Origin of the sequence: Polynucleobacter hallstattensis, from assembly GCF_018881835.1 — a bacterium.
Classification (GTDB): Bacteria; Pseudomonadota; Gammaproteobacteria; order Burkholderiales; family Burkholderiaceae; genus Polynucleobacter; species Polynucleobacter hallstattensis.
The window spans coordinates 241,999-268,440 of record NZ_JACVPO010000001.1 but is presented as its reverse complement, the minus strand read 5'-3'; the positions used below and the strand labels follow the sequence as shown (position 1 = coordinate 268,440).

Annotated in this window: 25 protein-coding genes and 1 tRNA gene; 17 read left to right on the top strand and 9 right to left on the bottom strand. The window is 46.0% G+C overall.

Going from position 1 to position 26,442, the window contains the following annotated elements:
• Nucleotides 1–19: 19 nt before the first annotated feature.
• From ICN26_RS01390 to ICN26_RS01360, 7 genes are all read left to right on the top strand, one after another.
• Complete coding sequence (locus ICN26_RS01390; RefSeq protein WP_215326661.1) at nt 20–1,519, top strand: tripartite tricarboxylate transporter permease; 1,500 nt, start codon at nt 20–22, stop codon at nt 1,517–1,519.
• Between the two features lie 97 nt (nt 1,520–1,616).
• A complete protein-coding gene (locus ICN26_RS01385) occupies nt 1,617–1,988 on the top strand; it encodes a DUF2946 domain-containing protein (RefSeq protein ID WP_216266256.1) in 372 nt (123 codons plus the stop codon).
• A gap of 69 nt (nt 1,989–2,057) precedes the next feature.
• Complete coding sequence (locus ICN26_RS01380; protein WP_216266255.1) at nt 2,058–2,237, top strand: hypothetical protein; 180 nt, start codon at nt 2,058–2,060, stop codon at nt 2,235–2,237.
• Nucleotides 2,238–2,287: 50 nt separating this feature from the next.
• Nucleotides 2,288–2,743, top strand: coding sequence for a copper uptake system-associated protein (locus ICN26_RS01375; RefSeq protein WP_216266254.1), 456 nt, complete (start codon nt 2,288–2,290; stop codon nt 2,741–2,743).
• Nucleotides 2,744–2,757: 14 nt separating this feature from the next.
• Nucleotides 2,758–4,677, top strand: a complete 1,920-nt coding sequence (locus ICN26_RS01370; RefSeq protein WP_216266253.1) for a TonB-dependent receptor — start codon at nt 2,758–2,760, stop codon at nt 4,675–4,677.
• Between the two features lie 97 nt (nt 4,678–4,774).
• On the top strand, nt 4,775–5,191 hold the full coding sequence (locus ICN26_RS01365) for a DsrE family protein (RefSeq protein WP_216266252.1): 417 nt from the start codon (nt 4,775–4,777) through the stop codon (nt 5,189–5,191).
• Nucleotides 5,192–5,255: 64 nt separating this feature from the next.
• The gene (locus ICN26_RS01360; protein ID WP_216266251.1) at nt 5,256–5,729 is read left to right on the top strand and encodes a copper chaperone PCu(A)C; all 474 of its coding nucleotides are present in this window, start codon (nt 5,256–5,258) and stop codon (nt 5,727–5,729) included.
• 74 nt (nt 5,730–5,803) lie between these two features.
• Here ICN26_RS01360 and ilvD read toward each other — a convergent pair whose 3' ends face one another.
• Nucleotides 5,804–7,495, bottom strand: a complete 1,692-nt coding sequence (gene ilvD / locus ICN26_RS01355; protein WP_216266250.1) for a dihydroxy-acid dehydratase — start codon at nt 7,493–7,495, stop codon at nt 5,804–5,806.
• 229 nt (nt 7,496–7,724) lie between these two features.
• Between ilvD and ICN26_RS01350 the strand changes: the two genes are divergently transcribed.
• Together ICN26_RS01350 and ICN26_RS01345 are read left to right on the top strand one after the other, a co-directional pair.
• Nucleotides 7,725–8,351 carry a response regulator transcription factor gene (locus ICN26_RS01350; protein ID WP_216266249.1) on the top strand — a complete coding sequence of 209 codons (627 nt, stop codon included), beginning with the start codon at nt 7,725–7,727 and terminating at the stop codon, nt 8,349–8,351.
• 81 nt (nt 8,352–8,432) lie between these two features.
• Complete coding sequence (locus tag ICN26_RS01345; RefSeq protein ID WP_216266248.1) at nt 8,433–9,467, top strand: hypothetical protein; 1,035 nt, start codon at nt 8,433–8,435, stop codon at nt 9,465–9,467.
• Nucleotides 9,468–9,509: 42 nt separating this feature from the next.
• Here ICN26_RS01345 and glnK read toward each other — a convergent pair whose 3' ends face one another.
• Genes glnK through ppa form a run of 3 tightly spaced genes read right to left on the bottom strand, consistent with a single transcriptional unit; the run spans nt 9,510 to nt 12,083 of the window.
• Nucleotides 9,510–9,848: a P-II family nitrogen regulator gene (gene glnK / locus ICN26_RS01340; protein WP_216266247.1), complete on the bottom strand. Its 339-nt coding sequence runs from the start codon at nt 9,846–9,848 to the stop codon at nt 9,510–9,512.
• 51 nt (nt 9,849–9,899) lie between these two features.
• A complete protein-coding gene (locus ICN26_RS01335) occupies nt 9,900–11,519 on the bottom strand; it encodes an NAD+ synthase (RefSeq protein WP_216266246.1) in 1,620 nt (539 codons plus the stop codon).
• A 24-nt stretch (nt 11,520–11,543) separates the two neighbouring features.
• Nucleotides 11,544–12,083 carry an inorganic diphosphatase gene (gene ppa / locus ICN26_RS01330; protein ID WP_216199300.1) on the bottom strand — a complete coding sequence of 180 codons (540 nt, stop codon included), beginning with the start codon at nt 12,081–12,083 and terminating at the stop codon, nt 11,544–11,546.
• Nucleotides 12,084–12,253: 170 nt separating this feature from the next.
• Between ppa and ICN26_RS01325 the strand changes: the two genes are divergently transcribed.
• Complete coding sequence (locus ICN26_RS01325) at nt 12,254–14,314, top strand: sodium-translocating pyrophosphatase (RefSeq protein WP_216266245.1); 2,061 nt, start codon at nt 12,254–12,256, stop codon at nt 14,312–14,314.
• Between the two features lie 78 nt (nt 14,315–14,392).
• On the opposite strand, the gene trxB is transcribed toward ICN26_RS01325, so the two are convergent.
• Complete coding sequence (gene trxB, locus ICN26_RS01320) at nt 14,393–15,349, bottom strand: thioredoxin-disulfide reductase (RefSeq protein ID WP_216266244.1); 957 nt, start codon at nt 15,347–15,349, stop codon at nt 14,393–14,395.
• A 39-nt stretch (nt 15,350–15,388) separates the two neighbouring features.
• Here trxB and ICN26_RS01315 point away from each other — a divergent pair, with 39 nt between their 5' ends.
• The 3 genes from ICN26_RS01315 to serS are packed head-to-tail and all read left to right on the top strand — an operon-like array spanning nt 15,389 to nt 19,737.
• Nucleotides 15,389–17,701, top strand: coding sequence for a DNA translocase FtsK (locus tag ICN26_RS01315; protein ID WP_216266243.1), 2,313 nt, complete (start codon nt 15,389–15,391; stop codon nt 17,699–17,701).
• 10 nt (nt 17,702–17,711) lie between these two features.
• The gene (gene lolA, locus ICN26_RS01310; protein WP_255534342.1) at nt 17,712–18,395 is read left to right on the top strand and encodes an outer membrane lipoprotein periplasmic chaperone LolA; all 684 of its coding nucleotides are present in this window, start codon (nt 17,712–17,714) and stop codon (nt 18,393–18,395) included.
• A 31-nt stretch (nt 18,396–18,426) separates the two neighbouring features.
• A complete protein-coding gene (serS, locus tag ICN26_RS01305; protein ID WP_216266241.1) occupies nt 18,427–19,737 on the top strand; it encodes a serine--tRNA ligase in 1,311 nt (436 codons plus the stop codon).
• On the opposite strand, the gene ICN26_RS01300 is transcribed toward serS, so the two are convergent.
• Nucleotides 19,724–19,888: a hypothetical protein gene (locus ICN26_RS01300; protein ID WP_216266240.1), complete on the bottom strand. Its 165-nt coding sequence runs from the start codon at nt 19,886–19,888 to the stop codon at nt 19,724–19,726. The two genes, serS and ICN26_RS01300, sit on opposite strands and share 14 nt — an antisense overlap.
• 101 nt (nt 19,889–19,989) lie before the next feature.
• Between ICN26_RS01300 and ICN26_RS01295 the strand changes: the two genes are divergently transcribed.
• Nucleotides 19,990–20,079: transfer RNA gene (locus ICN26_RS01295), tRNA-Ser, on the top strand.
• Nucleotides 20,080–20,166: 87 nt separating this feature from the next.
• Nucleotides 20,167–22,002: a DNA helicase RecQ gene (gene recQ / locus ICN26_RS01290; protein WP_216266239.1), complete on the top strand. Its 1,836-nt coding sequence runs from the start codon at nt 20,167–20,169 to the stop codon at nt 22,000–22,002.
• A gap of 10 nt (nt 22,003–22,012) precedes the next feature.
• On the opposite strand, the gene ICN26_RS01285 is transcribed toward recQ, so the two are convergent.
• Complete coding sequence (locus ICN26_RS01285; protein WP_216266238.1) at nt 22,013–22,558, bottom strand: YggT family protein; 546 nt, start codon at nt 22,556–22,558, stop codon at nt 22,013–22,015.
• A gap of 61 nt (nt 22,559–22,619) precedes the next feature.
• Here ICN26_RS01285 and ICN26_RS01280 point away from each other — a divergent pair, with 61 nt between their 5' ends.
• A complete protein-coding gene (locus ICN26_RS01280) occupies nt 22,620–23,279 on the top strand; it encodes a glycosyltransferase family 2 protein (RefSeq protein WP_216266237.1) in 660 nt (219 codons plus the stop codon).
• Between the two features lie 4 nt (nt 23,280–23,283).
• Here the strand turns inward: ICN26_RS01280 and ICN26_RS01275 are convergent, their stop codons facing one another.
• Together ICN26_RS01275 and ICN26_RS01270 are read right to left on the bottom strand one after the other, a co-directional pair.
• On the bottom strand, nt 23,284–23,679 hold the full coding sequence (locus tag ICN26_RS01275) for a dihydroneopterin aldolase (RefSeq protein WP_216266236.1): 396 nt from the start codon (nt 23,677–23,679) through the stop codon (nt 23,284–23,286).
• 35 nt (nt 23,680–23,714) lie between these two features.
• Entirely contained in the window at nt 23,715–24,785 is a 1,071-nt protein-coding gene (locus tag ICN26_RS01270) for an ABC transporter ATP-binding protein (RefSeq protein WP_216266235.1), read from the bottom strand.
• A 68-nt stretch (nt 24,786–24,853) separates the two neighbouring features.
• Here ICN26_RS01270 and ICN26_RS01265 point away from each other — a divergent pair, with 68 nt between their 5' ends.
• Nucleotides 24,854–26,410, top strand: a complete 1,557-nt coding sequence (locus ICN26_RS01265) for an ABC transporter permease (RefSeq protein WP_216266234.1) — start codon at nt 24,854–24,856, stop codon at nt 26,408–26,410.
• Nucleotides 26,411–26,442 lie beyond the last annotated feature (32 nt).

Genomic DNA, 26,442 nt, shown 5'->3' with positions numbered 1-26,442 from the left:
AGAAAAGAAGGAGTCCAAGTTGGAAGAAATTAATGCTCTATTCAGCGGCTTTGCCGTTGCAATGACGCCCTTTAACTTATTGCTGATGCTGGTTGGTGTTACGCTCGGAGTGATCATCGGCGTATTGCCTGGCTTAGGTGGCGCTAACGGAATTGCAATTCTGTTGCCATTGACTTTTACAATGCCGCCAACTTCCGCGATCATCATGCTGTCCTGTATTTACTGGGGCGCATTGTTTGGTGGCGCAATTACATCTGTCCTCTTTAATATTCCGGGTGAGCCTTGGTCTGTTGCGACAACCTTTGACGGTTATCCAATGGCGCGCAATGGCAAAGCTGGCGAGGCATTAACTGCAGCGTTCACATCTTCATTCGTTGGTGCTTTCTTCGCAATTGTGATGATTACCTTCTTGGCACCATTGGTTGCGAAATTTGCACTCCAATTCGGTCCGCCAGAGTTTTTCTCGGTTTACCTTCTCACCTTCTGTAGTTTTGTGGGTATGAATAAAGGTTCGCCATTCAAAACCATCTCCGCCATGATGCTTGGCTTTGCCTTGGCTACCGTTGGTATGGATACTGTTACAGGTCAGTTGCGCTTAACTTTTGGTAACCCAGAGTTAATGCGTGGATTTGACTTCTTGATCGCTGTGATCGGTTTGTTTGGTATCGGCGAGATTCTGCTTTCGATGGAAGAGGGCTTGGCTTTCCAAGGCGCCGCAGCAAAGATCCGCGGTAAGGTTGTTTGGGAAACTTGGAAGCAGTTGCCAAAATATTGGGCTACTTCATTGCGTAGTTGCCTAATCGGTTGCTGGATGGGTATCACCCCAGGTGGTGCAACTCCTGCATCTTTCATGGCTTACGGTGTAGCGAAGCGCGTATCTAAAGATGGCGACAAGTTTGGTACCGGCAAGATGGAAGGTATTGTTGCTCCAGAGACGGCAGCTCACGCCGCAGGTACAGCCGCACTTCTCCCAATGTTGTCTTTGGGTATCCCTGGATCGCCAACTGCGGCCGTATTGCTAGGTGGCCTGTTGATTTGGGGTCTGCAACCTGGCCCATTACTTTTCGTTGAGAAGCCAGACTTTGTTTGGGGCTTAATTGCTAGTATGTACTTGGGTAACTTGGCAGGCTTGTTTGTTGTATTAACCTGCGTTCCATTGTTTGCCTCTATTTTGAGAATTCCATTCTCAATTATTGCGCCAGTCATTATTGTGATTTGCGCAGTAGGTGCCTATACCGTTCACAATGCCATGTTTGATGTTTGGTTGATGTTGGGCTTTGGTGTTATTGGTTATGTATTCAAAAAACTCGATTACCCAATGGCTCCAATGGTCTTGGCCTTGGTGTTAGGTGACCGTGCAGAAGACTCTTTCCGTCAATCCATGTTGTTCTCACAAGGTAGCTTAGATATTTTCTTCTCTAACTACTTGGTAGGCGCGATCACAACATTGGCTCTGGTATTGTTGTTCTGGCCATTGATTGGTAAGTTCATTGGCAAGAAAAAGGTGGCTGCAGCATAAGTAATGAAACACGCTAGAAATAGCGAATTCATAGAAAAAAGGGGCGTCAGCCCCTTTTTTCATGGAAAACCTAAAAGTCCGATAAAATCCTCAAATCATGAATTTCCATAAAAACCGCCTCATTCACTGGATTGCTGCTCTAGCAATCGCAATGAGTGCGCTTGCGCCAGCAATTTCTCAGGCGGTATCGCTAGCGAAGCATGGCCAAGGTTTTGCAATGGAAATCTGTTCTGCTGATGGCACTAAATCACAGATTAATGTGCAAATTGAAGAGCAAACAGATCGTGCTGACGCGCAGCCGTGTCCATATTGCATTACTCATACAGTCATCACACCAGCATTCAACACCAACCTCACTTTCCAAGCGCCGCAAACACTTGCTTTGCTGCCACAGCTTTTCTATCAATCACCCAAGCTCCTCGCTGTTTGGGTAACACCTCCCTCAGCTGCACCTCCTACACAAGCCTAAATCTTTTTAGGGCATAGCTTAGCTATGCGATAGGCAACTTGCTTGCCGCAATCTTGTGTGGAGAAGTACATGTATTTATCTGAAAAAATCTCACGTCGTTTAAAGCGCGTCTATATCGGTATAGCCATGGGTTTTGGTATTTGGCTTTTGTATACCAGTTGCCTGGTTGTCTCGAATGCTGTTAGCACACATACCCCAATAGGTAGTGCTGAGTTCGTGCTCACACCCATTCCAATCAGCCAGAAGTAAATATGGATCAGATAAATAAAGTGAGTACGCCCTTCAGGAATCTGTTGAGTATGAAAATCCTATTAGTGGGTTTGGTTATTTCAACATTTTTTTATGCGGGACATGCTATAGCTCATCCTCAAACTGAAGCGGAGTCTCAGGAGAAGATCAAAGCGTTGATTTCTAAGACGTTTGATCAGCCCAATCTGAAAGTGCAAACTACCCCGATCGTTATTGAAGGAAAAGTTGCGATTGCAGATTGGACTCAAGGTCAAAAGGGTGGCCGTGCTCTTCTCAGAAGAAAGCATGCTGATTGGGAAATTATTGCTTGTGGTGGTGCAGGGTTTAAAGATCCTAGTGCTGTTGCATCGGCTGGGATCCCCAAGGGAATTGCTCAAAAGATTACTGCAAAACTCAGCACCGCAGAAGCACCGCTATCTGCACAAAAAATTAAACAACTGGATTCATTTGATGGTGTTGTGACTATGGGTCACGGCATGCAGCATGGATCTGATTCAAAACATTAACTCGAGGTTAAAAAATGAAACTACATAAAACAAAATTAGCACTTGCCGCCTCACTCATCATGGCTGGCAATGTTTATGCGCAAAACCTACCAAATGTAATTGTTACAGCTAAGCCAGACGTAGCGGAAATTGAGATTGATAAGTTTTCAAGTGTATCTGCTGTTATTACTGATGACACAATCCGTGATTTACATGCTGCGGATTTAGCTTCTGCATTGCGTAATACTCCTGGAACACAAATTTCAAGATACAACCCAGTTGGCTCGTTTGGTGGCGATGAGGGAGGCTCCATTTTCATTCGAGGTATGGGATTGAGTCGCCCGGGTAGTGAGATTAAAACTTATATTGATAATGTTCCGATGTATATGCCGATCTGGAATCATGCTGTCCTAGATCTATTGCCAGTAAATGGCATGAAAAATATCACTATATTCAAAAGTCCCCAACCGCAGGTTACCGGTAATAACTTTGCATCTATTAACCTAACCACAAAAACTGCTGGACCAGAAAATGGTGCTTCAGGTAATGCTCGCATTTCTTATGGTTCATACAACACAGTTATTGAGCAAGTTGATATGGTTGGTCGCAGTGATGATATTGACTACTCTCTCGCGCAAGGTTACTCAAAATCAGATGGTCATAGAACGAATGCTAGCGGTCAATTAGCCAATATTATGGGCGGCCTAGGTATGAAGATTAATCAAAATTGGTCGGCTAGTGTAAGTGGAATGGCATTAAATAACTCAGTAAAAGATCCCGGTAGCAATCTTTCGGCATCGCCAGCTGTAGCGCCAACTTACGATACTGCGGCGCAAATGGTTACGGCTGTTCTCAAGCATTCATATGATCTTGTAGAGGGTGAGTTTCGTGTTTACTCCAATACAGGAAAGGGCAACCTTAATAATTCAGCCGACTGGGGAACAGAAGATCAGCCCTTTACAATGCAAGGTTTCCGATGGAAAGAGAGCGTTACTCCTTGGCAAAATGGAACATTATTGCTGGGGCTTGATTATGACTCTTCCTATGGAAGTATCACTCAAACTAACGTAGCCAAGACAAGCGCGGCAAAAACAACGCTGCCTACATTTAAGATGACTTCGCCATATGTTGGATTAAGTCATAACTTACTATTAAATAGTGCTTGGTCGCTAGTCCCATCTGCTGGTGTTAGAACATATCAAAATAACTACTATGCTTCTAAAGCAGCTCCATATGGCGGTGTTTCTTTGGTTTCAGACAAAGTCACTGTATTTGCAAATGCTTCAAAGGGTATAAATTACCCTGGAATGGAGGGGCCTGCATTAACGGCAGCTGTTTTAACAAACACTGGTGGGGGTGTAAATTTTTCCGACACTTGGAAGCAACTATCACCTGAAGAAAATAATCATCTTGAAGTTGGCACGAAAATTTTCCCAGATAAAAAATCACGTATTGATATGAGCTTATTTCAAGATACCATTTCAAATAGGTATGGATTTTCATTTGCCAACGCTTCATGGTTTAACTATGGCAAGTACACCATGCAAGGGGTTGAATTATCTGGACAGCGTGAAATTATTCCTGAGTTGACAGTATTTGGTGGCTGGACATATTTGAATAATGACAGCACTACTAATCTACCGTATGCACCACAAAATGCGTTTAATGCTGCTATTACTGGTTACGTAGGGAAATTTAGGTTGTCTGTAGATGGTCAATATCAAACAGCATTTTATGGACAAAATTTAAATCGCAATGGCAGTTCAAATACCCAAAGAATGGATGGTTACACAGTTGCCAACGCTCGCGTGTCATACCCAATTCCAGAGCTAGGAAAAAAAGGTGAAGTTTTCGTAATGGTTGAAAATATCTTTAACCAACAGTACAGCTATCGCCAAGGATACCCAATGCCAGGCACATGGGGCTCCATTGGCTTGTCTGCAAGCTTTAACTAATTTAGTAATTTGTGGTGGCAAGATTATTTGATTTCGATCAAGCTACCGCTTATATTTATTGGGAAAATTAGCCGTTGTATTCAAAAAGGAGCAGTACATGTTTATTCAGACTTTGAAATCAGCAGTAATTGCAGTATTAGCAACTTTGTCACTATCAGCTTTTGCTGGCGCTAATGATCCACTCTTCATCAATCTTTCAACTGATGAATTGCATCGCTCTACCATGGCGATTAACTTTGGTAAGCATCATTCCGCTAACGGTCATCCTTTGACTATTTTTCTGAATGACAAAGCCGTAATGATGGGTGTGAAGGCGGGCTCTACTAAGTTTGCCGAACAGCAGCAGGCTTTGTCTGAAGTGATTTCTAGCGGCGCTTTAGTCATCATGTGCCCAATGTGCTTAAAGCAAGCCGGTTTCACTGAGGCTGATTTGATTTCTGGTATCAAGCTGGGCAGCCCCAAAGTAACTGGTGACGCCTTATTCAAAGACGGCACTAAGACAATGAGTTGGTAGTAAAGTAAATGTGTGCAAACCTCATTGATGATGAAAATTTAAGATTAACTAGGGGGATTTATAAATGAAACGTAATACATTATTTAATGCAGTATTTCTTGTCGTGGCAGGTTTTGGCATGATTGCTACGGCGCAAGCTCAAAACGCAAAAGTAGGTAGCGTGCAAATTGAAAACGCTTATACGCGCGCAACCGTTCCTGGTCAGCAAGTGGCTGGTGGTTTTATGAAGATTGAAAACAAAGGTGCTGCCGATCAACTTATTTCTGCCAGCTCCCCTGTTGCCGGTGAAGTTCAATTGCATGAGATGGCGATGGAAGGTAACGTCATGAGAATGCGCCAAGTTAAAGAGGTAGTAGTGCCAGCAGGTGGAGCCGTTGAGCTCAAGCCAGGCGGTTTACATTTAATGTTCATGAATATTAAGGCCCCATTGGCTGCAGGCGAGACTGTTCCGGTAAAGCTCAAGTTTGCTAAAGCTGGTGAAGTTGAAGTAAAGATGCCTGTGAATGCGATGGGCAGCCCAGGCGCTATGAAGCACTGAGCTGAACCTTAGTAGGATGAGCAACAAAAAAGCCCCAAGTTTTACTTAGGGGCTTTTTTGTTGGGTCAGTCAATTTAGATCTTTAAATCCAGATCGGTCACCGCACCTTTACTGGCACTACTTGCCAAGCTTGCGTATTTAGCAAGCAAGCCACGGGTGTAGCGTGGCTTTGGTTGTACCCAAGCAGCACGGCGCTTAGCAATTTCTGCCTCGTCAACGTTTAACTGAATAAGTAACTTATGGGCATCGATCGTGACAGAGTCGCCTTCATGAATGAGGGCAATCACGCCACCTACAAAAGCCTCAGGGGCAACGTGACCTACAACCATGCCCCAAGTGCCGCCAGAGAAGCGGCCATCGGTAATAAGACCTACTGTCTCGCCTAAGCCCTGACCAACGAGGGCGGAGGTAGGAGCAAGCATCTCACGCATGCCAGGACCTCCTTTAGGGCCCTCGTAACGAATGATTACAACATCGCCATCCTTAATTTTTTGCGCCATGATGGCAGCCATTGCATCATCTTCAGAATCAAATACGCGAGCAGGGCCAGTAATAGATGGATTCTTCAGGCCGGTAATTTTGGCAACGCAACCTTCAGGAGAGATATTGCCCTTGAGGATTGCCAAGTGACCCTGTTTATAAAGCGGAGTGTCTAGAGTGCGAATCACTTTTTGATCGGCACGCGGTACGGATGGAACATCTTTTAATGTTTCTGCAATCGATTTACCAGTAATGGTCATACAGTCACCATGCAAGAGTCCGCCATCTAACAAGATCTTCATCACTTGCGGAATGCCGCCAGCTTGGTGAAGGTCTGTTGCTAAATACTGACCAGATGGTTTCATATCTACGATCACGGGAACGCGCTTACGAATGCGCTCAAAGTCATCAATCGTCCAATCGATTTCAGCAGCGCTGGTAATCGCCAGAAAATGGAGAACCGCATTGGTAGAGCCACCAACTGCCATGATGACGCTCACTGCGTTCTCAATAGATTTCTTGGTAATGATGTCGCGTGGACGTAAATTATTTTTAATTGCCTCGACCAATACAATGGCCGATTCATGAGCGCTAGTGACTTTCTCAGCATCTACGTTTGCCATCGTCGATGAGTAAGGCAGGCTCATGCCCAAAGCTTCAAATGAGGAGCTCATGGTGTTGGCGGTATACATACCTCCGCAGGAACCACTACCTGGGCAAGCATTTTGCTCAACACCCTTCAGATCTTCTTCACTGAGGCGGCCGGAGGTAAATTCACCAACAGCTTCAAATGCAGAAACAATGTTGAGCTCTTTACCTTTGTAATGACCGGGCTTAATTGTTCCACCATAAACATAAATGGCTGGTACGTTGGTGCGAGCAATTGCCATCATTCCGCCTGGCATATTCTTATCGCAGCCACCAATAACGAGAACGCCATCCTGCCATAAACCATTTACACATACTTCGATACTATCGGCAATCACTTCACGCGAGACGAGAGAATATTTCATACCCTCAGTACCCATACCGATGCCATCTGAGACGGTCGGAGTGCCAAACACTTGCGCCTTTGCGCCCGCTTCTTCAAGAGCGCTCACTGCGGCATCTGCCAGTTTTTGTAAACCGCTATTGCAAGGGGTAATGGTGGAATGGCCATTAGCCACGCCAACCATTGGCTTAACAAAATCCTTCTCTTCATAGCCCATCGCGTAATACATTGAGCGATTGGGAGCGCGAGCAACCCCTTCGGTGACATTGCGCGAGCGTTCATTGAGGCGTTTCATGCTGATATTGACTCCAAGAAAAGAATTTGTCGAAAAGCTCTATTGTGCCGTGATACAAGGGGGAATGCAGGGTTTATGTAGTCATTCCCATACTCTTGTTCTGCATCGCAACAAAAAGATTTGTCTATTGTATTTGTTAATTTGGCCTCATTATTAGCTTAAGAGCTAATATCCTTGTTAAAAAAGCTACGGTACATTGCCTCATCAATTACTTTTCCTTTTAAATTCAATGACTAAAGTTGGCCATATTTACCTAATTGACGACGACGAGTCGATGCGTATCTCCTTAGGCAGAATGCTCAAGGATGTCGGTTATATCGTGGAAGACTTCTCCTCAGCAGTGGCATTTTTAGAGCATTCAGTACCAGTAGCGCCGGCTGTCATCTTGCTCGATATGCAAATGCCAGATTTGACTGGATTGGATTTACAGGAAAAATTAGTCCAACTCGGCCGTAAAACCCCCATTGTATTTGTCAGTGGTCAGAGCCATCCCCATCAAATTGTTGCAAGTCTTAAACGGGGTGCTGTAGATTTTCTATTTAAGCCCTTCAATTTAGAAGATTTATTGAAGTCAGTTGCAGATGCCCTTGAGTTTGATAGACGCCAGCTCAAGCGACTTTCCAAAGAAGTGGAAACTAAGAAAGACTTTGCTACCCTCACTCCCAGAGAGAAGGAAGTCTGCTTTTGGCTAGTAAAGGGATTGCTCAACAAGGATATTGCTGTTAAGTTAGGCACAACCGATGCCACAATCAAGGTCCATAAGGCTAGAGTAATGGACAAGATGAGCGTGGATTCAGTGCAATTATTGGTTGCAAAGTACCTCGAATCTGATTTAGAAAACCTCCAGAGTAGCTAGCCCTTAGGCTAATTGCCCTAGTACTAAATTGACACTAATATGGTGCAACATTTTGATAGATAAAACACTTAAATCATTTTTGTGAATACTAATTCCAAATTTCCCGATATTCGTAAAGAGGCTTTTACTAATGCTCGCGAAAAGCTGAGCTTAAGTACTAAAGAGCTCGGTGGAATGGCATGTCTATCCACTCGCCAAATTGAGCAGATTGAAAATGGTGAAACCAGCTCCTTCTATAGCGCTCAAATCAAAGCGACTGCTGCTAAGAAAGTAGCAAAACTACTTAATTTAAGTGATGAAGAGGCGTTTGATTTCGGTGCAACTGCTCCTGAGACCTCAAGCGTATTGCAGTTACCAATTGCAGAAGTTAAATTAACAGATGCTCCAAAGAGTGAGGGGGCTAAAAAAGCGTCCCCTCAAAAGGCGGAAGCAAAAATAGAGACTGTCGAAACTCAAGAGCGGGTGCAAGAGAGTCAGCTGCTTGAAGAAGAAAAAAAAGTTCAGGCAAAAGAAGCGCCTCTCAATCAAGTCATCTCAAAGTCAAAATCGACCTCACAAAAGAAACTCGTTCTTGGGTTGAGCGTGGCTGCAGCTGCAGTATTTGCAGTGGTGAATTTACGACCTTTATTTTTCCCAGAAAAACCAGCAGAAATCGTCCTTGTAAAAGAAGAAATCATTGAGCTCGTCCCAGCGGCGGTGCCAGTTGAAGCACCAGTAGCCCAAGCACCTTCTATAGCAGTAGTCGTTCCGCCAGCGTCCGTTGCCAGCACCGAAGCCACGGTAGCCTGCCCGCCTGAAGAAGGCATTATTAACTATAAAACAGATGCACCGCGTAAGGCTGCTGATATGGTTTATGTACAGGTGAAATCAAAGCAAGTTGTTTGTGTAAGTGATGCCACTGGAAAGATACAAAACAAGCTTATTGAGCCTAGCACAGGGGCATCTTTTTATGGCAAACCTCCATTTAAAGTTCTCACTAGCGGTCTTGCTCAGGCTGACGTGTTTTTTCAGGGCGCAAAAGTGCGCCTGACAAACCTGAATTACAAAACTTTAATATTAGAAGCAGCTGAAGTGGTCACGCCATCCGAAGACCGGATAGATTCTCAGCTGCGCTAACCCTCGGAAGAGTTAGCGAGTTAGCACGTTAAATGCTTGCGCTTAAACAGCTGAGTCGTTAGTTTCGCCAGTACGAATACGAATGGCCTGTTCGATCGGACTAACGAAAATCTTGCCATCACCAATCTTGCCTGTGCGTGCTGCTTTAGTAATTGCCTCGATTGCGGAATCTACGCGGTCATCAGGAACAACTACTTCTACCTTCACCTTGGGCAAAAAGTCGACTACATACTCGGCGCCACGATAGAGCTCGGTGTGACCTTTTTGGCGACCAAAGCCTTTAACTTCGGTAACAGTCAGTCCAGTAACGCCTACTTCAGCTAGGGCTTCACGAACTTCGTCAAGTTTGAACGGCTTAATAATGGATGTGATTAGCTTCATATATTCCCCTTAATACAGTAATCATACCTAGAACTGAGAACTAATGCCCCGTTACGCCCTAAATTGGGAGGTAATGGGGTAGCGCCAGTCACGCCCAAAGGCTCGAGTAGTGACTCGAACGCCGGGAGGTGCTTGGCGACGCTTGTACTCATTGAGCTTAATAAGGCGGGTTACCCTTTCTACGCTTTCAGGATCAAATCCAGCGGCAATGATTTGGGCGATGGATTGGTTTTGCTCCATATAGCGCTCGACAATGCCATCCAACACTTCATACGATGGCAAGCTATCTTGATCGGTTTGATCGGGGCGCAATTCTGCGGAAGGAGCGCGCGTCAAAATCCGCTCCGGAATGATCGGGGCAATACTGTTGCGATAAGCACACAAGCGGTAAACCAAAGTTTTAGCAATATCTTTAATGACCGCAAAGCCACCAGCCATATCTCCGTATAGAGTGCAGTAGCCCACAGCCATTTCACTCTTGTTGCCAGTGGTTAAAACTAGTCGACCTGTTTTATTGGAGAGCGCCATTAGAAGAGTGCCTCGCACTCGGGCCTGAATATTTTCTTCAGTAGCATCGAGTTTGAGACCCTTAAATTGTTCAGCTAAGGCATGTTCCAAAGCATCAACAGGTTCACTAATAGGGATCTCATCATATTGAACACCTAGATTCTGGGCCATTTCTCGCGCATCAATCCAAGAGATGTCGGCGGTATAGCGTGAAGCCATCATCACGGTACGAACTTTGTCTGCGCCCAATGCGTCTACTGCAATCGCCAACACCAAGGCAGAATCAACTCCACCCGAGAGGCCAATGATGACTCCCGGAAAACGATTCTTTTGAACATAGTCACGCACACCTAGAACAAGTGCTTGGTAAGCCTGAGCTTCTACGCTAGATGGGATAACCATTGTTCCTGACTCTAAATCGGCAGATGCATTGACATCTACATAGCCAAGAGCAGTCTCAAACTGCGGCAGGGCCATCACTACTTTGCCTGCGTTGTTTAAAGCAAATGAGCCGCCATCAAAAACTAGCTCATCTTGGCCGCCTACCGCGTTCACATAAACCAGCGGCATCTTGTTTAAGGCGATTTGTTTGCGCAGCACCTCAATACGTAAGGATTCTTTTTGGAGGTGATAAGGCGAGGCATTGAGAACCAGCAGTACTTGGGCGCCTGCTGCATGAGCCTGTTTAGCAGGACCCTCATGCCAAGCATCTTCACAAAGAATGAGTCCGCACTGAATGCCTGCATTTTCAAAAACGCAGGCGTCATGACCTGGCGTGAAATAACGCACCTCATCAAACACCTCATGATTAGGCAACTCTTGTTTGGCATAGCCGGCAATGACTTTGCCATCACGAATGACGGAGGCATAGTTTTGCAAACCAGCGGTAGTCTTCTTGGGGTGGCCAACGATGACAGTCAGTCCTCGAAATTTTTGGAGCTCTAGCATTAAACAACTGAGCTCGCGATCTGCTGCCTCAATAAAGGCTGGGCGCAATAACAAATCTTCTGGAGGGTAGCCGGTGAGCGAGAGCTCAGGCGTAAGAACTAGAGTGGCGCCTTGTACATAAGCATCTGCCACGGCTTGAGAGATGAGCTGCGCATTGCCAGGCAAATCACCCAAAAGTGGGTTGATTTGCGCTAGGGCGATTTTTTGCGAGCTCAATCTGGTTAACAAGTTGAATAAGAATTAGCTTTGATGCTCTTTTTTGTATGCCTCAATACCTTCAAGAATTTCTTTATGGGCATCGGCAACACCACCCCACCCTTTAACTTTCACCCACTTACCTGGCTCGAGATCTTTGTAGTGTTCGAAAAAATGCTGGATTTGATTTAAACGTAATGGATTGATGTCTTCTGGTTTTTGCCAATGGGTATAAATAGGCAAAATCTTATCTTCTGGAACGGCTAACAATTTGGCATCTTGTCCGCCTTCATCTTCCATCATCAATACCCCAATTGCCCGACAACTCACAACCACACCAGGAATCAAAGGGAATGGAGTGATAACAAGCACATCAACGGGGTCACCATCACCAGCAATAGTTTTATTGATATACCCATAGTTGCATGGGTAATGCATTGCAGTGCCCATAAAGCGGTCAACAAAAATGGCACCACTTTCTTTGTCAACTTCATACTTGATTGGATCTGCATTCATTGGGATTTCGATGATGACATTAAAGCTTTCGGGGATTTTTTTCCCTGGTTTGACGTTGTCGAGACTCATTCATACTCCGGATAGTGATTAGTAAATACCCTGATCTTACAAAAGCGCTAGGGTAGTAATTCTGCTACATACTGGTAAAGCTTATAGGCTCTAGTTTATCGCTTTCAGAATTGGGCGGACATAGCTGACAGATAAACACAATTTAGATCTAATTTATAAGGGGTTCAAGCATGGGTAATGTCACATTAGGCTTGTATTTTTCCTTGGCGTGCGGTGTTCTAGCCGTGATTTATGGCTTTGTGATGCGCGGATGGATATTGAAGCAAAGTACTGGTAACGCAAAGATGCAAGAAATTGCTGAGGCGATCCAGCAGGGAGCTGCAGCTTACTTATCCCGCCAATACAAGGCGATTTCCATTGTTGGTGTAGTCCTCACGATCTTGATAGCGCTGTTTCTGGATTTTGCAACGGCTATCGGCTTCGTCATTGGTGCGGTACTTTCGGGCGCCTGTGGCTTTATTGGTATGAATATTTCGGTGCGGGCTAATGTCCGAACTGCGGAAGCGGCTACCAAAGGAATGAATGAAGCTCTCAATGTGGCATTCAAAGGTGGCGCTATTACTGGTATGTTGGTAGTAGGACTTGGCTTACTGGGTGTTGGCCTTTTCTTTATGTTCCTTATATCAATTGGATCGGGTAAAGACCTATCATCAGTTTTGCACCCCTTAATCGGTTTAGCATTCGGCTCTTCCTTGATTTCTATCTTCGCGCGATTGGGCGGCGGTATCTTTACAAAAGGCGCTGACGTAGGCGCTGACTTAGTCGGAAAAGTGGAGGCAGGTATTCCGGAGGATGATCCACGGAATCCTGCAGTGATTGCCGATAACGTTGGAGATAACGTCGGTGACTGTGCTGGTATGGCGGCTGACTTATTTGAAACTTACGCAGTGACACTAATTGCGACAATGGTGTTAGGTGCACTCATGGTTTCTAGTGCATCAGCGGCTGCGGTAGTCTACCCGCTTTTACTGGGTGGAGTTTCGATCATTGCCTCGATTATTGGCTGCTCTTTTGTGAAAGCAACGCCGGGTATGAAAAATGTCATGCCTGCGCTGTATAAAGGTTTAATCATAGCTGGGAGTATTTCTTTAGTTGCATTCTATTTTGTTACTAATTTCATCATGCCTGACGATGCCCTGGGTATCCCAGGAAGTCAGTGGCGTTTGTTTGGCTCCACTGTAGTTGGTTTACTGCTAACTGCCGGCTTAGTCTGGATTACCGAGTACTACACGGGTACTCAATTTAAACCAGTACAACATATTGCTGAGGCCTCTACCAAAGGTCACGGTACTAATATCATTGCAGGCTTAGGCATTTCGATGAAATCGACTGCCTATCCAGTGCTGTTTGTTTGTGCTGCTATTTATGCAGCTTACTGGTTAGCAGGTATTTATGGCATTGCGATTGCAGCGACTGCGATGCTGTCTATGGCTGGCATTGTGGTGGCTCTTGATGCCTATGGTCCGATTACAGATAATGCCGGTGGTATTGCAGAGATGGCTGGCATGCCGCAATCGGTTCGTGACATTACAGATCCATTGGATGCGGTGGGCAATACGACCAAGGCCGTAACCAAGGGATATGCGATTGGTTCAGCAGGTCTTGCTGCGCTAGTTCTCTTTGCGGATTACACCCACGCGCTGGAGGCTATTGGTCAGCAAGTGTCATTTGATCTCTCGGATCATATGGTAATCATCGGCCTCTTTATTGGTGGCATGATTCCATATTTGTTTGGTGCGATGGCAATGGAAGCGGTCGGGCGTTGTGCTGGTGCAGTGGTTGAAGAGGTCCGCCGTCAGTTCCGTGAGATCCCAGGAATTATGGAGGGTACTGCAAAACCCGAGTACGGCAAAGCAGTAGATATGTTGACCTCAGCCGCGATCAAGGAAATGATTGTTCCTTCACTTTTACCCGTAGTGGCTCCTATCGCAGTAGGTCTCTTACTGGGACCCGCTGCTTTGGGTGGCTTGCTGATGGGCACGATTGTGACGGGCTTGTTTGTCGCAATATCTATGTGCACTGGTGGCGGCGCTTGGGATAACGCCAAGAAATATATTGAAGAAGGCCATTTTGGCGGTAAAGGTTCTGAGGCCCACAAGGCTGCGGTCACTGGTGATACTGTCGGTGACCCCTACAAAGATACTGCTGGTCCTGCAGTAAACCCACTCATCAAAATTATTAACATCGTGGCATTGTTGATCGTGCCGCTATTACCAGTGGTGAGCCGCTGACAATTTAGAAGAATAAAATGTAAATAAAAATGCCTAGCAATGCTAGGCATTTTTATTTGGCCCCTTGCTTAGTCTGTGTTACTCCAAAGTCTCCAAGTAGCGCTGGGCATCTAATGCAGCCATACATCCAGTGCCTGCACTAGTAATAGCTTGACGGTAAATATGGTCCTGGACATCGCCTGCTGCAAATACGCCAGGGATGTTGGTAGCAGTAGCATTGCCTTCCAAACCGGAGTGTGTCTTGATGTAGCCGTTGTTCATATCGAGCTGACCAATAAATAGCTCGGTATTGGGTTTGTGGCCAATCGCAATAAAGGCACCAGTTACAGCGATATCTTCTGTGCTGCTATCGGCTTTTTTAATGCGAACACCAGTGACACCTTTTTCATCGCCCAAGACTTCATCGAGTGTGGAGTTCAATTTGAGCTCGACTTTGCCTTCAGCTACTTTGGCCATGAGTCGGTCATTGAGAATAGGCTCTGCGCGGAATTTATCGCGCCGATGAATCACCGTAACTTTTTTGGCAATCCCAGTAAGGTAGAGCGCCTCTTCAACAGCAGTGTTACCACCACCGACTACGCAAACATCTTGATTGCGGTAGAAGAATCCATCACAAGTTGCGCATCCAGAAACGCCACGACCCATAAATGCTTCTTCACTTGGAAGGCCAATATATTGAGCGGAAGCGCCTGTAGAAATGATTAAAGCATCACAGGTGTATGTCCCGGAGTCACCAACCAATCGGATTGGCTTTTCAGTCAGAGCAGCAGTGTGAATATGATCAAAGATGATGTTGGTATTAAAGCGCTCTGCATGTTTTAAAAAGCGATCCATCAGTTCTGGGCCTTGGACGCCATCTGGGTCAGCTGGCCAGTTTTCTACATCTGTAGTCGTCATTAATTGACCGCCTTGTGCCAAACCAGTAACGAGGGTGGGGCTCAAATTGGCTCGAGCTGCATACACTGCGGCTGTATAGCCAGCAGGGCCTGAACCGAGGATAAGGACTTTGGAGTGTTTTGGGGTATTTGTAGTCATATTCAAATTATAGGATTGCTTGATTACAATCGGTAGAACATGGCAAGAACCGCATATCCGAAGTCAAAAACACCGTTAGGCCTCCAGCCCCCTGAGAATCAAGGGCAGGGTAGGATGCCCCGCCTCCTCTTAGAGGCCCGTTGGTTTATCTCGGTTGGCCTTTGTTTGGGTTTATTGGCTATTTTGGTAACTTATTCCAAGGCAGATCCAGCTTGGTCACATGCCAGCTTTGAGGCTCCCAAGAACCTGGGTGGGCGTTTTGGGGCCTATTTGGCTGACTTATTACTCTATATCTTCGGCATTTCTTCATTTTGGTGGGTCATGCTCTTTGGCCGCCGAGTCTTGAGCGGCTGGCGTGAACTTTGGAGCATTCCTCTTCCGCCAGATCTAGATGCCAAGCCAGATTCCCTATTAGTGCGTTGGTTGGGCTTTGGACTGACTTTATTGAGCAGTATGGGGCTTGAGTCTATTCGTATGCATTCGCTGACCTGGGAGCTTCCTAGGCCTCCTGGTGGTATTTTGGGCGAGCTAATTGGTGACCCCTTGCAGATGACGCTAGGTTTTACTGGCTCCACCATTGTGTTGTTATTCACTCTGTGTGCTGGCCTGTCATTATTTCTGCACTTCTCCTGGTTAGATGTTGCTGAAAAAGTAGGCCGTACTCTCGAGCTTACTTATAACCGTTTACGTGAGCGTCGCGATAGCGAAGAAGATCGTAAATTAGGTGAAGCAGCCGCTGAAGAGCGCGAAGAGTTCGTTGAAGAGTTTCGTGGGCGGGTGGAAATTGCTAAGCCGGTACAGATTGTTCGTGCCCCAGTAGAGATTCCGAAGAGCGCCCGCGTTGAGCGTGAAAAACAGCAGCCACTCTTTGTAGATATTCCGGATTCAGAATTGCCGCCCTTAGCTCTACTTGATCCCGTCCCAGAAGTAAAAGAAACCATTTCAGCAGATGTATTGGAATTTACTTCTCGCTTAATTGAGCGTAAGTTGGCCGAGTTCAACGTAGAAGTGAAAGTTATCGCAGCCTATCCAGGTCCAGTGGTAACTCGTTACGAAATTGATCCTGCTGTTGGTGTAAAGGGTAGTCAAATTGTTAATCTCTCACGTGACTTGGCGCGCTCGTTAGGTGTGGTGAGTATGCGTGTTGTAGAAACTATTCCAGGTAAAACTTGTATGGCCTTGGAACTACCAAATCCAACACGACAATCGGTTTACCTCTCTGAGATTTTGAGCTCTCAGGTTTATAACGACAGCCACTCTAACTTGACTCTTGCTTTAGGTAAGGATATTTCAGGTAGTCCCGTCGTTGCTGACTTAGCGAAGATGCCCCATTGCCTAGTTGCCGGTACTACCGGTGCTGGTAAGTCTGTTGGTATCAACGCCATGATTTTGTCCATCCTCTTTAAGGCGAAACCAGATGAAGTGCGTCTGATCATGATTGATCCGAAGATGCTTGAGATGGCAATGTACGACAAGATTCCGCATCTCTTATGCCCAGTGGTTACTGACATGAAGCAAGCGTATAACGCACTCAATTGGGCTGTAAATGAGATGGAGCGACGTTACAAGCTGATGAGTAAGTTTGGTGTGCGTAACCTCGCTGGCTTCAATAAAAAAATTCTAGAAGCCGAAGAAAAAGGTGAAAAGCTCACTAATCCATTTAGCTTGACACCAGAGGATCCAGAGCCAATCTATAAAGCACCCGTGATTGTCATCGTGATAGATGAGTTAGCAGACTTGATGATGGTCTCCGGTAAGAAGATCGAAGAGTTAATTGCCCGGATTGCCCAAAAGGCACGTGCTGCAGGTATTCATTTGGTCTTGGCAACGCAACGTCCTAGCGTGGATGTGATTACAGGCCTGATTAAAGCTAACGTACCAACTCGTATTTCATTCCAAGTGAGCAGCAAGATCGATAGTCGTACCATCCTGGATCAGCAGGGAGCTGAAGCATTACTTGGTATGGGCGATATGCTCTATATGGCGCCAGGTACTGGTTTGCCGGTTCGTGTTCATGGTGCCTTTGTTTCTGACGACGAAGTTCACCGTGTGGTTGAGTGGCTCAAAGACAAGAGTGAGGCTAATTACATTGACGGTGTTTTAGAAGGCGCTGACGAATCGACTATCGACGCTCTGACTGGTGAAGGTGGCGGCGAAGCTGATCCTTTGTATGACCAAGCAGTCGCTATTGTTTTAGAAAACAAGCGACCATCGATCTCTTTGGTGCAGCGTCACTTACGCATTGGCTATAACCGCGCAGCCCGCTTACTCGAGGATATGGAGAAAGCTGGTTTAGTTTCCAAGATGGGTAATGGCGGTAATCGCGAAATCCTCCATCGTCCCTCTGAATAAGGCCATCCCCTTGCGCAGATTTTTCTCAGTAGCGGCTTTAGGGCTCACAGTTCTTTTGTCTCCAAACTTAGCATTGGCGGAAGGTGAGAGTGGAGCTGAGCAGTTGCGTCAGTTTGTACGTAACTCTAAAACTGCTGAAGGGGAGTTTGTGCAACAACAGTTGCGTGCACCCAAAGCAAATGAGCCGCAAGACAAAGGTTTAAAAGTCGTGCGCCAAACACAGGGGCGTTTTGTGTTTCAACGTCCAGGCAGATTTATTTGGGATACCCAAAAACCATACGAGCAAAAACTCATTGCTGATGGCAAGCAACTCATCATGTGGGACAAGGATTTAAATCAAGCCACCTTTAGGCCTGCAGGTCAGGCTTTAGCAACTACTCCTGCTGCAATCTTATTTGGGGAGACTTCTCTAGATCAGCACTTTGATTTAGTTGAGGGCGAGGATCGTCTCGGTATGAAATGGGTTACTCTGGCCCCCAAGAAAAATCCTAATGCAAAAAATGGCAATGACTTACCGTACACCAAGATCTCTGTCGGAATGGCCAATGGCCTACCTAAAGCGCTGGAACTCATTGATGGCCTTGGAAGCGTTGTTTTAGTAACTCTAGATAAGATTCAGCTCAATGTGAGTCTCCCCGCCAATCGATTTACCTTTGCGCCACCTGCTGGCGCAGAAGTCTTACGCTTAAACTAACGTACATACCCATTAACTAATAGAGCATTACATGATTGATCCGCAATTACTTCGTAAAGATATCGCAGCCGTTGCTGCCCGTTTAGCTACGCGTAAATTTCAACTCGATGTTGAGAAGTTCAACACCTTAGAGTCCGAGCGTAAATCCTTGCAAACTCGCACTGAGGAATTGCAAGCAAAGCGTAACCAGCTGGCCAAAGCCATTGGTATGAAAAAAGGTAAAGGCGAGGATGCGGCTGCTGAGATGGCTGAAGCAACACAGATCAACGTCGATATGGAATCAGGTGCAGCACGCTTAGCAATATTGCAGGTAGAAATTGCGGATTTCTTAATGGGTATTCCTAATTTGCCGGACGAAGCGGTGCCGGTGGGTAAGGATGAAACTGAAAACAAGGAAGTAAAGCGTTGGGGTACGATCCCTGAGTTTACATTTCCCGTGAAGGATCATGTAGATTTGGGCGCGCCACTAGGGCTTGATTTTGAATCTGCTGCAAAGATTAGCGGCTCACGCTTTGTTGTTCTAAAGGGACCGGTTGCTAGATTACATCGTGCACTAGCGCAATTCATGATCGATCTACATACAACCCAACATGGCTATGAAGAGCTCTACGTTCCCCTCATGGTGAACGCTGCATCTATGCGGGGCACTGGTCAGTTGCCTAAGTTTGAAGAAGACTTGTTTAAAGTCCCCCGCCAAATGGGTGGTGAAGATGGGTCAGGCGAAGCAAAAGTTGAAAACTTTTATCTCATCCCTACTGCGGAAGTTCCGGTTACCAATCTAGTGCGTGACACCATTACAGCGGCTGAGGAGTTACCACTCAAATTTGTTGCTCACACCCCATGCTTTAGATCTGAAGCTGGAAGCTATGGTCGTGATGTGCGCGGCATGATCCGTCAGCACCAATTTGAAAAAGTAGAGCTCGTGCAAATAGCCAAGCCAGAAGACTCGATGCAGCTACTTGAAGAGTTAACTGCGCACGCAGAAAAGGTATTGGAGTTACTTGAGTTGCCTTACCGAAAAGTATTACTGTGCACTGGCGATATGGGATTTGGAAGCACAAAGACCTATGACCTTGAGGTCTGGATTCCATCACAAAATGCGTATCGCGAAATTAGCTCTTGCTCCAATATGGGCGATTTTCAGGCAAGACGTATGCAGGCAAGATATAAGTTAGGACAAGGAAAGCCCGAATTAGTGCACACCTTAAATGGTTCTGGGCTTGCGGTTGGAAGAACTGGTGTTGCTCTTTTAGAAAACTGCCAGCAGGCTGATGGCAGTATCGCTATACCGAAAGCTTTGCGACCTTACTTGGGTGGTTTGGAAGTGCTTAAGCTGATTTAATGGGCAGTTCGTAGCGGGGCTCAGAGCGGACTTCATCCATGACCGACTTCCCCATCTTCATTGAGTCCCTAAACGTTTTAAGTTCTCGCGCAAGATCTTTTCTACTGAGTGTTTTTTTGATCTGACTCTTGGGTGTTCGATTTTTACTCATATCTGATTATTCAATTGCAATTACTTTGAGTCAACATTACCTTATTTCCCTAAGTTTAAGCAGGATATTCAAGTCAACTCGCTATAATTAAAGTTCGGTTCGGAGAGGTGGCAGAGTGGTCGAATGTACTTGACTCGAAATCAAGCGTAGGGTCAAACCTACCGTGGGTTCGAATCCCACCCTCTCCGCCAACCAGATTCTGTATTGGTAAATATAGAGAAGATATTCATCAAGCCCCGCCATGACGTGGGGCTTTTTATTTCAAAGGAGCATTACTGTTGCAATCGAGTCATCAAGTACTTCATGATGTTTTTGGCTTTGATCAATTTCGTGGTGCTCAGGCGTCTATTGTTGAGCATGTAATTGCTGGCGGTGATGCTTTGGTCCTCATGCCCACAGGCGCCGGTAAGTCGCTGTGCTATCAGATTCCCTCACTGATTCGACGCGGTGTAGGGGTGGTAGTTTCACCCCTCATTGCGCTGATGCAAGACCAGGTAGATGCGCTAACCCAGTTGGGTGTTAAGGCTTCATTTCTAAACTCCAGTTTAGATGCGGCAACATCACAGCAAGTAAGCACTCAATTGTTGGCTGGAGATCTTGACTTGATCTATGTGGCGCCAGAACGCCTAATGAACCCAGGTTTTCTATCTATACTTGATCGACTTCATGCTGGACCGGGAATTGCCTTATTTGCTATTGATGAGGCCCACTGCGTTTCACAATGGGGGCATGATTTCCGTCCAGAATATCGCCAGTTAACCATTCTGCATGAGCGCTTTCCAAAAGTTCCCCGTATTGCCTTAACAGCGACAGCAGATGCGCCAACTCGCGCAGAAATCGTGGAGCGTCTTTCGCTAGAGTCTGCCGAGCAATTTGTCTCTAGCTTTGATCGTCCCAACATTAAGTATCGAGTTCTGCAAAAGCAGAGTGCCAAGCAACAGTTGGAACATTTTTTAGATGCCGAGCACGCGGATGACTCTGGCATTATTTATTGCTTATCGCGTCGCAGTGTAGAAGAAACTGCGCAATGGTTGCAAGACCGTGGGTGGGATGCCATGCCCTATCACGCTGGCCTCAGCGTGGAAACCCGCAGCGCTAATCAAAAACGCTTCTTGCGTGAAGAGGGCGTCATCATGGTCGCAACTGTAGCGTTTGGTATGGGTATTGATAAGCCCAACGTCCGCTTTGTGGCCCATCTAGATCTACCCAAAAGTATGGAAGGGTATTACCAAGAAACCGGACGTGCGGGGCGCGATGGCTTGCCAGCCAATGCCTGGATGGCCTATGGATTTGGGGATGTGGTGAGCTTGCGGCAAATGGTGGATTCCGGTGAAGCTTCTGAAGATCGCAAGAGAGTAGAGCGCCAAAAACTCAATGCTTTACTTGGCTATTGCGAATCTACGACATGCCGACATCAAACGATCCTGCGCTACTTTGGAGAGACACATGCAGGTAGTTGTGGTCACTGCGATAACTGCCTAGAACCAGTGGCGACTTGGAATGCTACGCAAGAAGTACAAAAGGCATTGTCATGTGTCTATCGCACAGGCCAACGCTTTGGTGTGACCCATTTAATTGACGTGCTTTTGGGTAAAGTAACTCCCAGAGTGAAACAATATTTTCATGAGCAAGTGAGTACATTCGGTATTGGTGCAGAACTGAATCAAGCTCAGTGGAACAGTATCTATCGTCAATTGGTAGCTGGTGGATATTTAGATGCTGATATTGAATTACATGGCGGTTTAAAGTTGGTGGATAGTATTGCTTTGCCTGTATTACGAGGAGAGCAAGAAGTTTGGCTACGAAAAGAAACGGGCTATTCCAAGAGTAAGGCTACGAAATCTGGGGCAAGAAAGGGTTCTACTCATCCCTTTAGCAATGTTGCAGATGAAAAACTGTGGGAGGCACTTAAGGCTCAGCGAACTGAACTAGCACGTGAACAAGGGGTACCACCCTATGTGATTTTTCATGACAGCACTTTGCAGGAGATGGTGCAGTCTACGCCCACAACCTTAGATCAATTCAGTCATATTGGTGGAGTCGGGCAGGCTAAGCTAGAGCGTTATGGCGAACACTTTATCAACGTCATTCAGGAGCATCTTGAGGCTAATTAGACTTCATGAGTTACCTCAGATTGCTCACCACAATCTGCAGAACTTGCAAGATGAGCAGTAGCAGTAGGGGCGATAAATCTAGACCTCCAAAGTTGGGCATTGCTTTTCTGATTGGCGCCAGCAGTGGCTCAACCAGTAGTGAGACCAAGTACTGAATCTGGGAGCCAGCACTAATCCAAGAGAGAATGACGCTTGCAAAAACCAAGCCAACCAATCCCGAAAGTATCAGATCCACTAAATCAGTTAAGGCCAATAGAGGCCAAAAGACATTTGTTAAGGTGGCTCCTGACAGTAATAAAAGGATCGCTGTCTTGCCTGCAACCAGTAGGTAAGCAGCTAAAAAGCTAGCTACATCAAGGCGACCAACACTGGGGATCAGCTTGCGAAGTGGAATCACAATCCAATTGCTCAGTGGCAGCACGTATGCGCCAATAGTCCTGCTTTGGCCTGAACCCAGATTAAATGCGAGCCACTGGAGATAGCATCTCAGGAGACATGCCCCCGCAACAATGCTAATGAGAACCTGGAGAAGAAGATTGGCGATTTGTATCAACATTTCTCTATTGTATGTGGGTTTAAAGTGGGGCTTCATTCAGGCATCACACTTTCGTGTTCTAATGCCCAGCACTATGATTACTGTCGTTATCGCCTCTTATAAGTACGGCCACCTTGCAGCGCATTGTATTGAGTCCTTGCTATCTCAAACAAAAGCCCCCGCCAGAATTCTATTTATCGATGATGGCGCGTATGATTGTGGCCATTTACCTGACTTATATCCCGATATTGAATATATTCTCAGGCCCCAGAATTTAGGCACTGTGGATAATTTCCATGATGTACTAATGGGAGTTGGTACTGAATATGTTCTCTTCATTGGTGCTGATAATTGGCTCAGATCGGATGCAATTGAGTTGTTATCCAATGCTCGTGCAGATATCGTTACTTATGACATTGTGGTTACTGGCGAGTTAAAGGAAGAGATTCATGACCGCGTTCCTGGCGAGACTCGGTCTCACCAGGGAGATCTCTATTGGGATCGCGAAGGAAAGCATCATGGTTCAATGATGTATCGAACCTCTCTGGGTCAACAAGTGGGCTACAAGGAAAGATATGCCGATGGTATTCATCCGCAGGAGGACTGGAATCTCTGGGACAAAATGCGCGAGCAGGGCGCTACTGTAGCCAGCCTGAGTGAAGGCCTTTTGTACTACAGAAGACATCGTGAAAATTTTTTAAAGTATGACCATCTCATCAATGCCCTTGAGGAAGAAGCTTAAGCACCTAAACTAGCCTTGCTCTCATGTTAGTTAGGCTACTTTCATCAAGGTATAGCTTGATCCCCAATACGCCCGAGCTCTCTCGTACGGGTGTTTTCCTGAGGCTAATTTCTAGAGACTCAATTTCTGAATAGCGAGCGCATGCCTCAACTATCCTGGTGACTAATCTTTCCTGAGTCTCATAATGTCCATGGGTAGCTAAGCGATCAATTTCAAGGACGAGGGGATCGTAGTCGAACACCTGATCCATGAAATCTTCTGAAATCAAAATCAGTTTAGTGCTAATCCATAAAGTCAGATTCAGTAGATGTTTATCAGGAATGATAGCGCCGGGCGCATAGGTCCCAATCTGGGTATTCAGTCGGAGGTCTTTTAATTCTATGCAGGCTGTTGATGTCATGAGGTATTTATTGATTGCCCGTCTATAGCACTTCTTTATTCGCTGAAGGTCACAACGTGATCAGCCACTAGGTGTATGCCAATCCTTTCACCAATTGCATGATCATGGTGGCTGGGTACAAAAGCAAAAATTTCAACACCTGAAGCGAGCTTGAGGGTATACAAGAAGTCGGCTCCTCTAAAAGTCTTGCGCACGACCTCTGCTAGCAGAGTGCTGTGATCATCATGCTGAATATCATCAGCGCGCAAGAGTACATCGATTTCTTTTCCAACTTCAGCGCTGCGATCTTCTTCCAGGTCGAGCTCACCCAACTCAATTCTGACTTTGTTGTTAGCTTGGACAACACCTTTCAGAAATACCCCGCGACCAATAAAGTCGGCAATATAACGATTGGCTGGCTTGTGATAAAGCTCGTAGGGGACATCCCATTGAAGTACTTTGCCATCCGTCATAACGCCGACCTTATCGGCAATGGCAAAGGCTTCAAATTGATCGTGAGTCACTAGTAGGGCGGTAATGTTATTTGCCTTAAGGATCTCTCGCATCTCACCAGCAAGACGCTCTCTAAGCTCAATATCTAAACTAGAGAAAGCTTCATCTAGCAAAATTAAATCTGGCTCTGGTGCCATTGCTCTGGCTAATGCCACACGCTGTTGTTGGCCGCCACTGAGCTCATGAGGATATGCATCGGCTTTGTCGGATAGCGAAACCCTCTTAAGCCACTTCATGGCCACCACAGATCTTTCATTGCTTGATAGGTGTTGTAAGCCAAAGGCAATATTCTCCAAAACACTGAGATGGGGAAAGAGGGCGAAGTCCTGAAAGACCATGCCGACTTTCCTTTGATTGGGTTGAAGATGAGTGGAGGCCGAGCTCACCACCTGATCACGCAGGAGTATTTTTCCTGCTTTAACGGGTTCAAATCCACAAATTGCTCTCAAGACAGTAGATTTTCCGCAGCCAGATGAGCCCAATAAGCAGCCAATCTCGCCTTGAGCAAGATCGAGATTAAGGTCTTTAACCGCAGTAACACGACCTTGACCATCTCGACTGGGATAGTCGATTTCCAGTTCTTGGATCGAAAGCAGGGTGCGAGCAGAGTTCATCTCTATAATTTTCTCATTAATGCTAGTGGTTTAATACATAGCTAGAGTCTAAACGGATTGCCGATTTCATGAATCGTATTGTGGTGCCACTTGCCCTGTTGTTATTTTTGCCCCTCTTTGGTCTGGCAGCACCTTTCCTATTCCCCGGGAAGGAGTTATTAGCCACCGGCACCCTCAGTCATTTATGGAACTATGTACTGGGTGCCTATATTGCCTCGACCTTAGTACTGATTCTTGGTGTCGGAGTGGGAGTCTTTATCCTCGGTGTAGGTAATGCTTGGATCATTGCCAGCTATGATTTTCCAGGAAAAAAAATATTTGAGTGGGCCCTCATTCTGCCTTTGGCGGTGCCCACTTATGTCATGGCCTACCTCTTTGTTGATCTCTTGCAGTTTTCGGGTCCGATACAGAGTACGCTGCGGGCTGTACTAGGAGTCGACACACTCTGGTTCTTTCCAGATCCGAGATCCTTGAGTGGGGCGATTTGGTCTTTTTCATTCTGCCTCTTCCCTTATGTTTATCTCATTACTCGTACGGCATTCTTAGAGCGTAGTGGTCGATTGATTGAGGTTTCAGAAACACTGGGCTACAGTCCACTTCAAGGATTTGTAAAATTGGTATTACCTATGGCAAGGCCAGCCATCTTTGCGGGCATGGCCCTTGCGCTGATGGAAGTATTAGCTGATTTTGGTGCTGTTTCTTACTTTGGCGTTCAGACTTTTGCAACCGGTATTTTTAAGGCTTGGCTCTCATTTGGAGACCGAGTAGCGGCAGTGCAGCTTGCCTTAGGCCTCTTAAGTTTTGTCTTACTTATTTTCTTTATCGAGCAAAGTAGTCGCTCAAAATTACGTTATGCCTCTGCAACTCGGGGTAAGCCACTGGCAAAGTCTTTGCAGGGTAAGAAAGCTTTTTTTGCATTTGCATTTTGTGGTGCTACGCTCTTATGCGGATTTTTGATACCTGCATTTGCCCTCCTGCAATTACTCTTTAAGCAAGGTCTCACGATTGATATTCGATACCTAGATTGGCTGAGTAATTCTTTATTAGTTTCGATTCTGACGGCTTTTATCTCGGTAGCACTAGCCGTATTTTTTGCTTACTCCGTACGAATGAATGCACGTTTAAGTTGGGTTAATCGATTGTTAGGTTTTGGTTATGCTTTACCCGGTGCGGTCTTGGCCATTGGCATCCTTTCTTTTCTAGAAATCTTTCAGCTTGCTTGGTGGATGTCTGCCAGCATGTTGGTGCTGATCTATGCCTACCTAGTCCGCTTTCTTTCTTCTAGCTTGCAGAGTGTTGAGGCGGGTCTGGTACGTATCACACCCTCTATGGATTCTTCAGCGGCGCTCTTGGGGCTTTCTAGGATGCAGATTTTGAAGCGGGTTCATGTGCCTTTGCTCAAGCGCAGTCTGATTACTGCGGGCCTCTTTGTCTTCGTAGATGTTATGAAAGAATTGCCTGCAACGCTCTTACTACGCCCATTTAACTTCGATACCCTGGCTGTTGCAACTTATCAGTTGGCCGCAGATGAGCGCCTCGCTGAATTGGCATTACCTTCCTTAACCATTGTTTTGGTTGGGCTTTTCCCAGTCCTAATACTTTCAAGGGTTATTTCTAAATCCTAATTGATAATCATTCGTATTTGTGATACATTAGA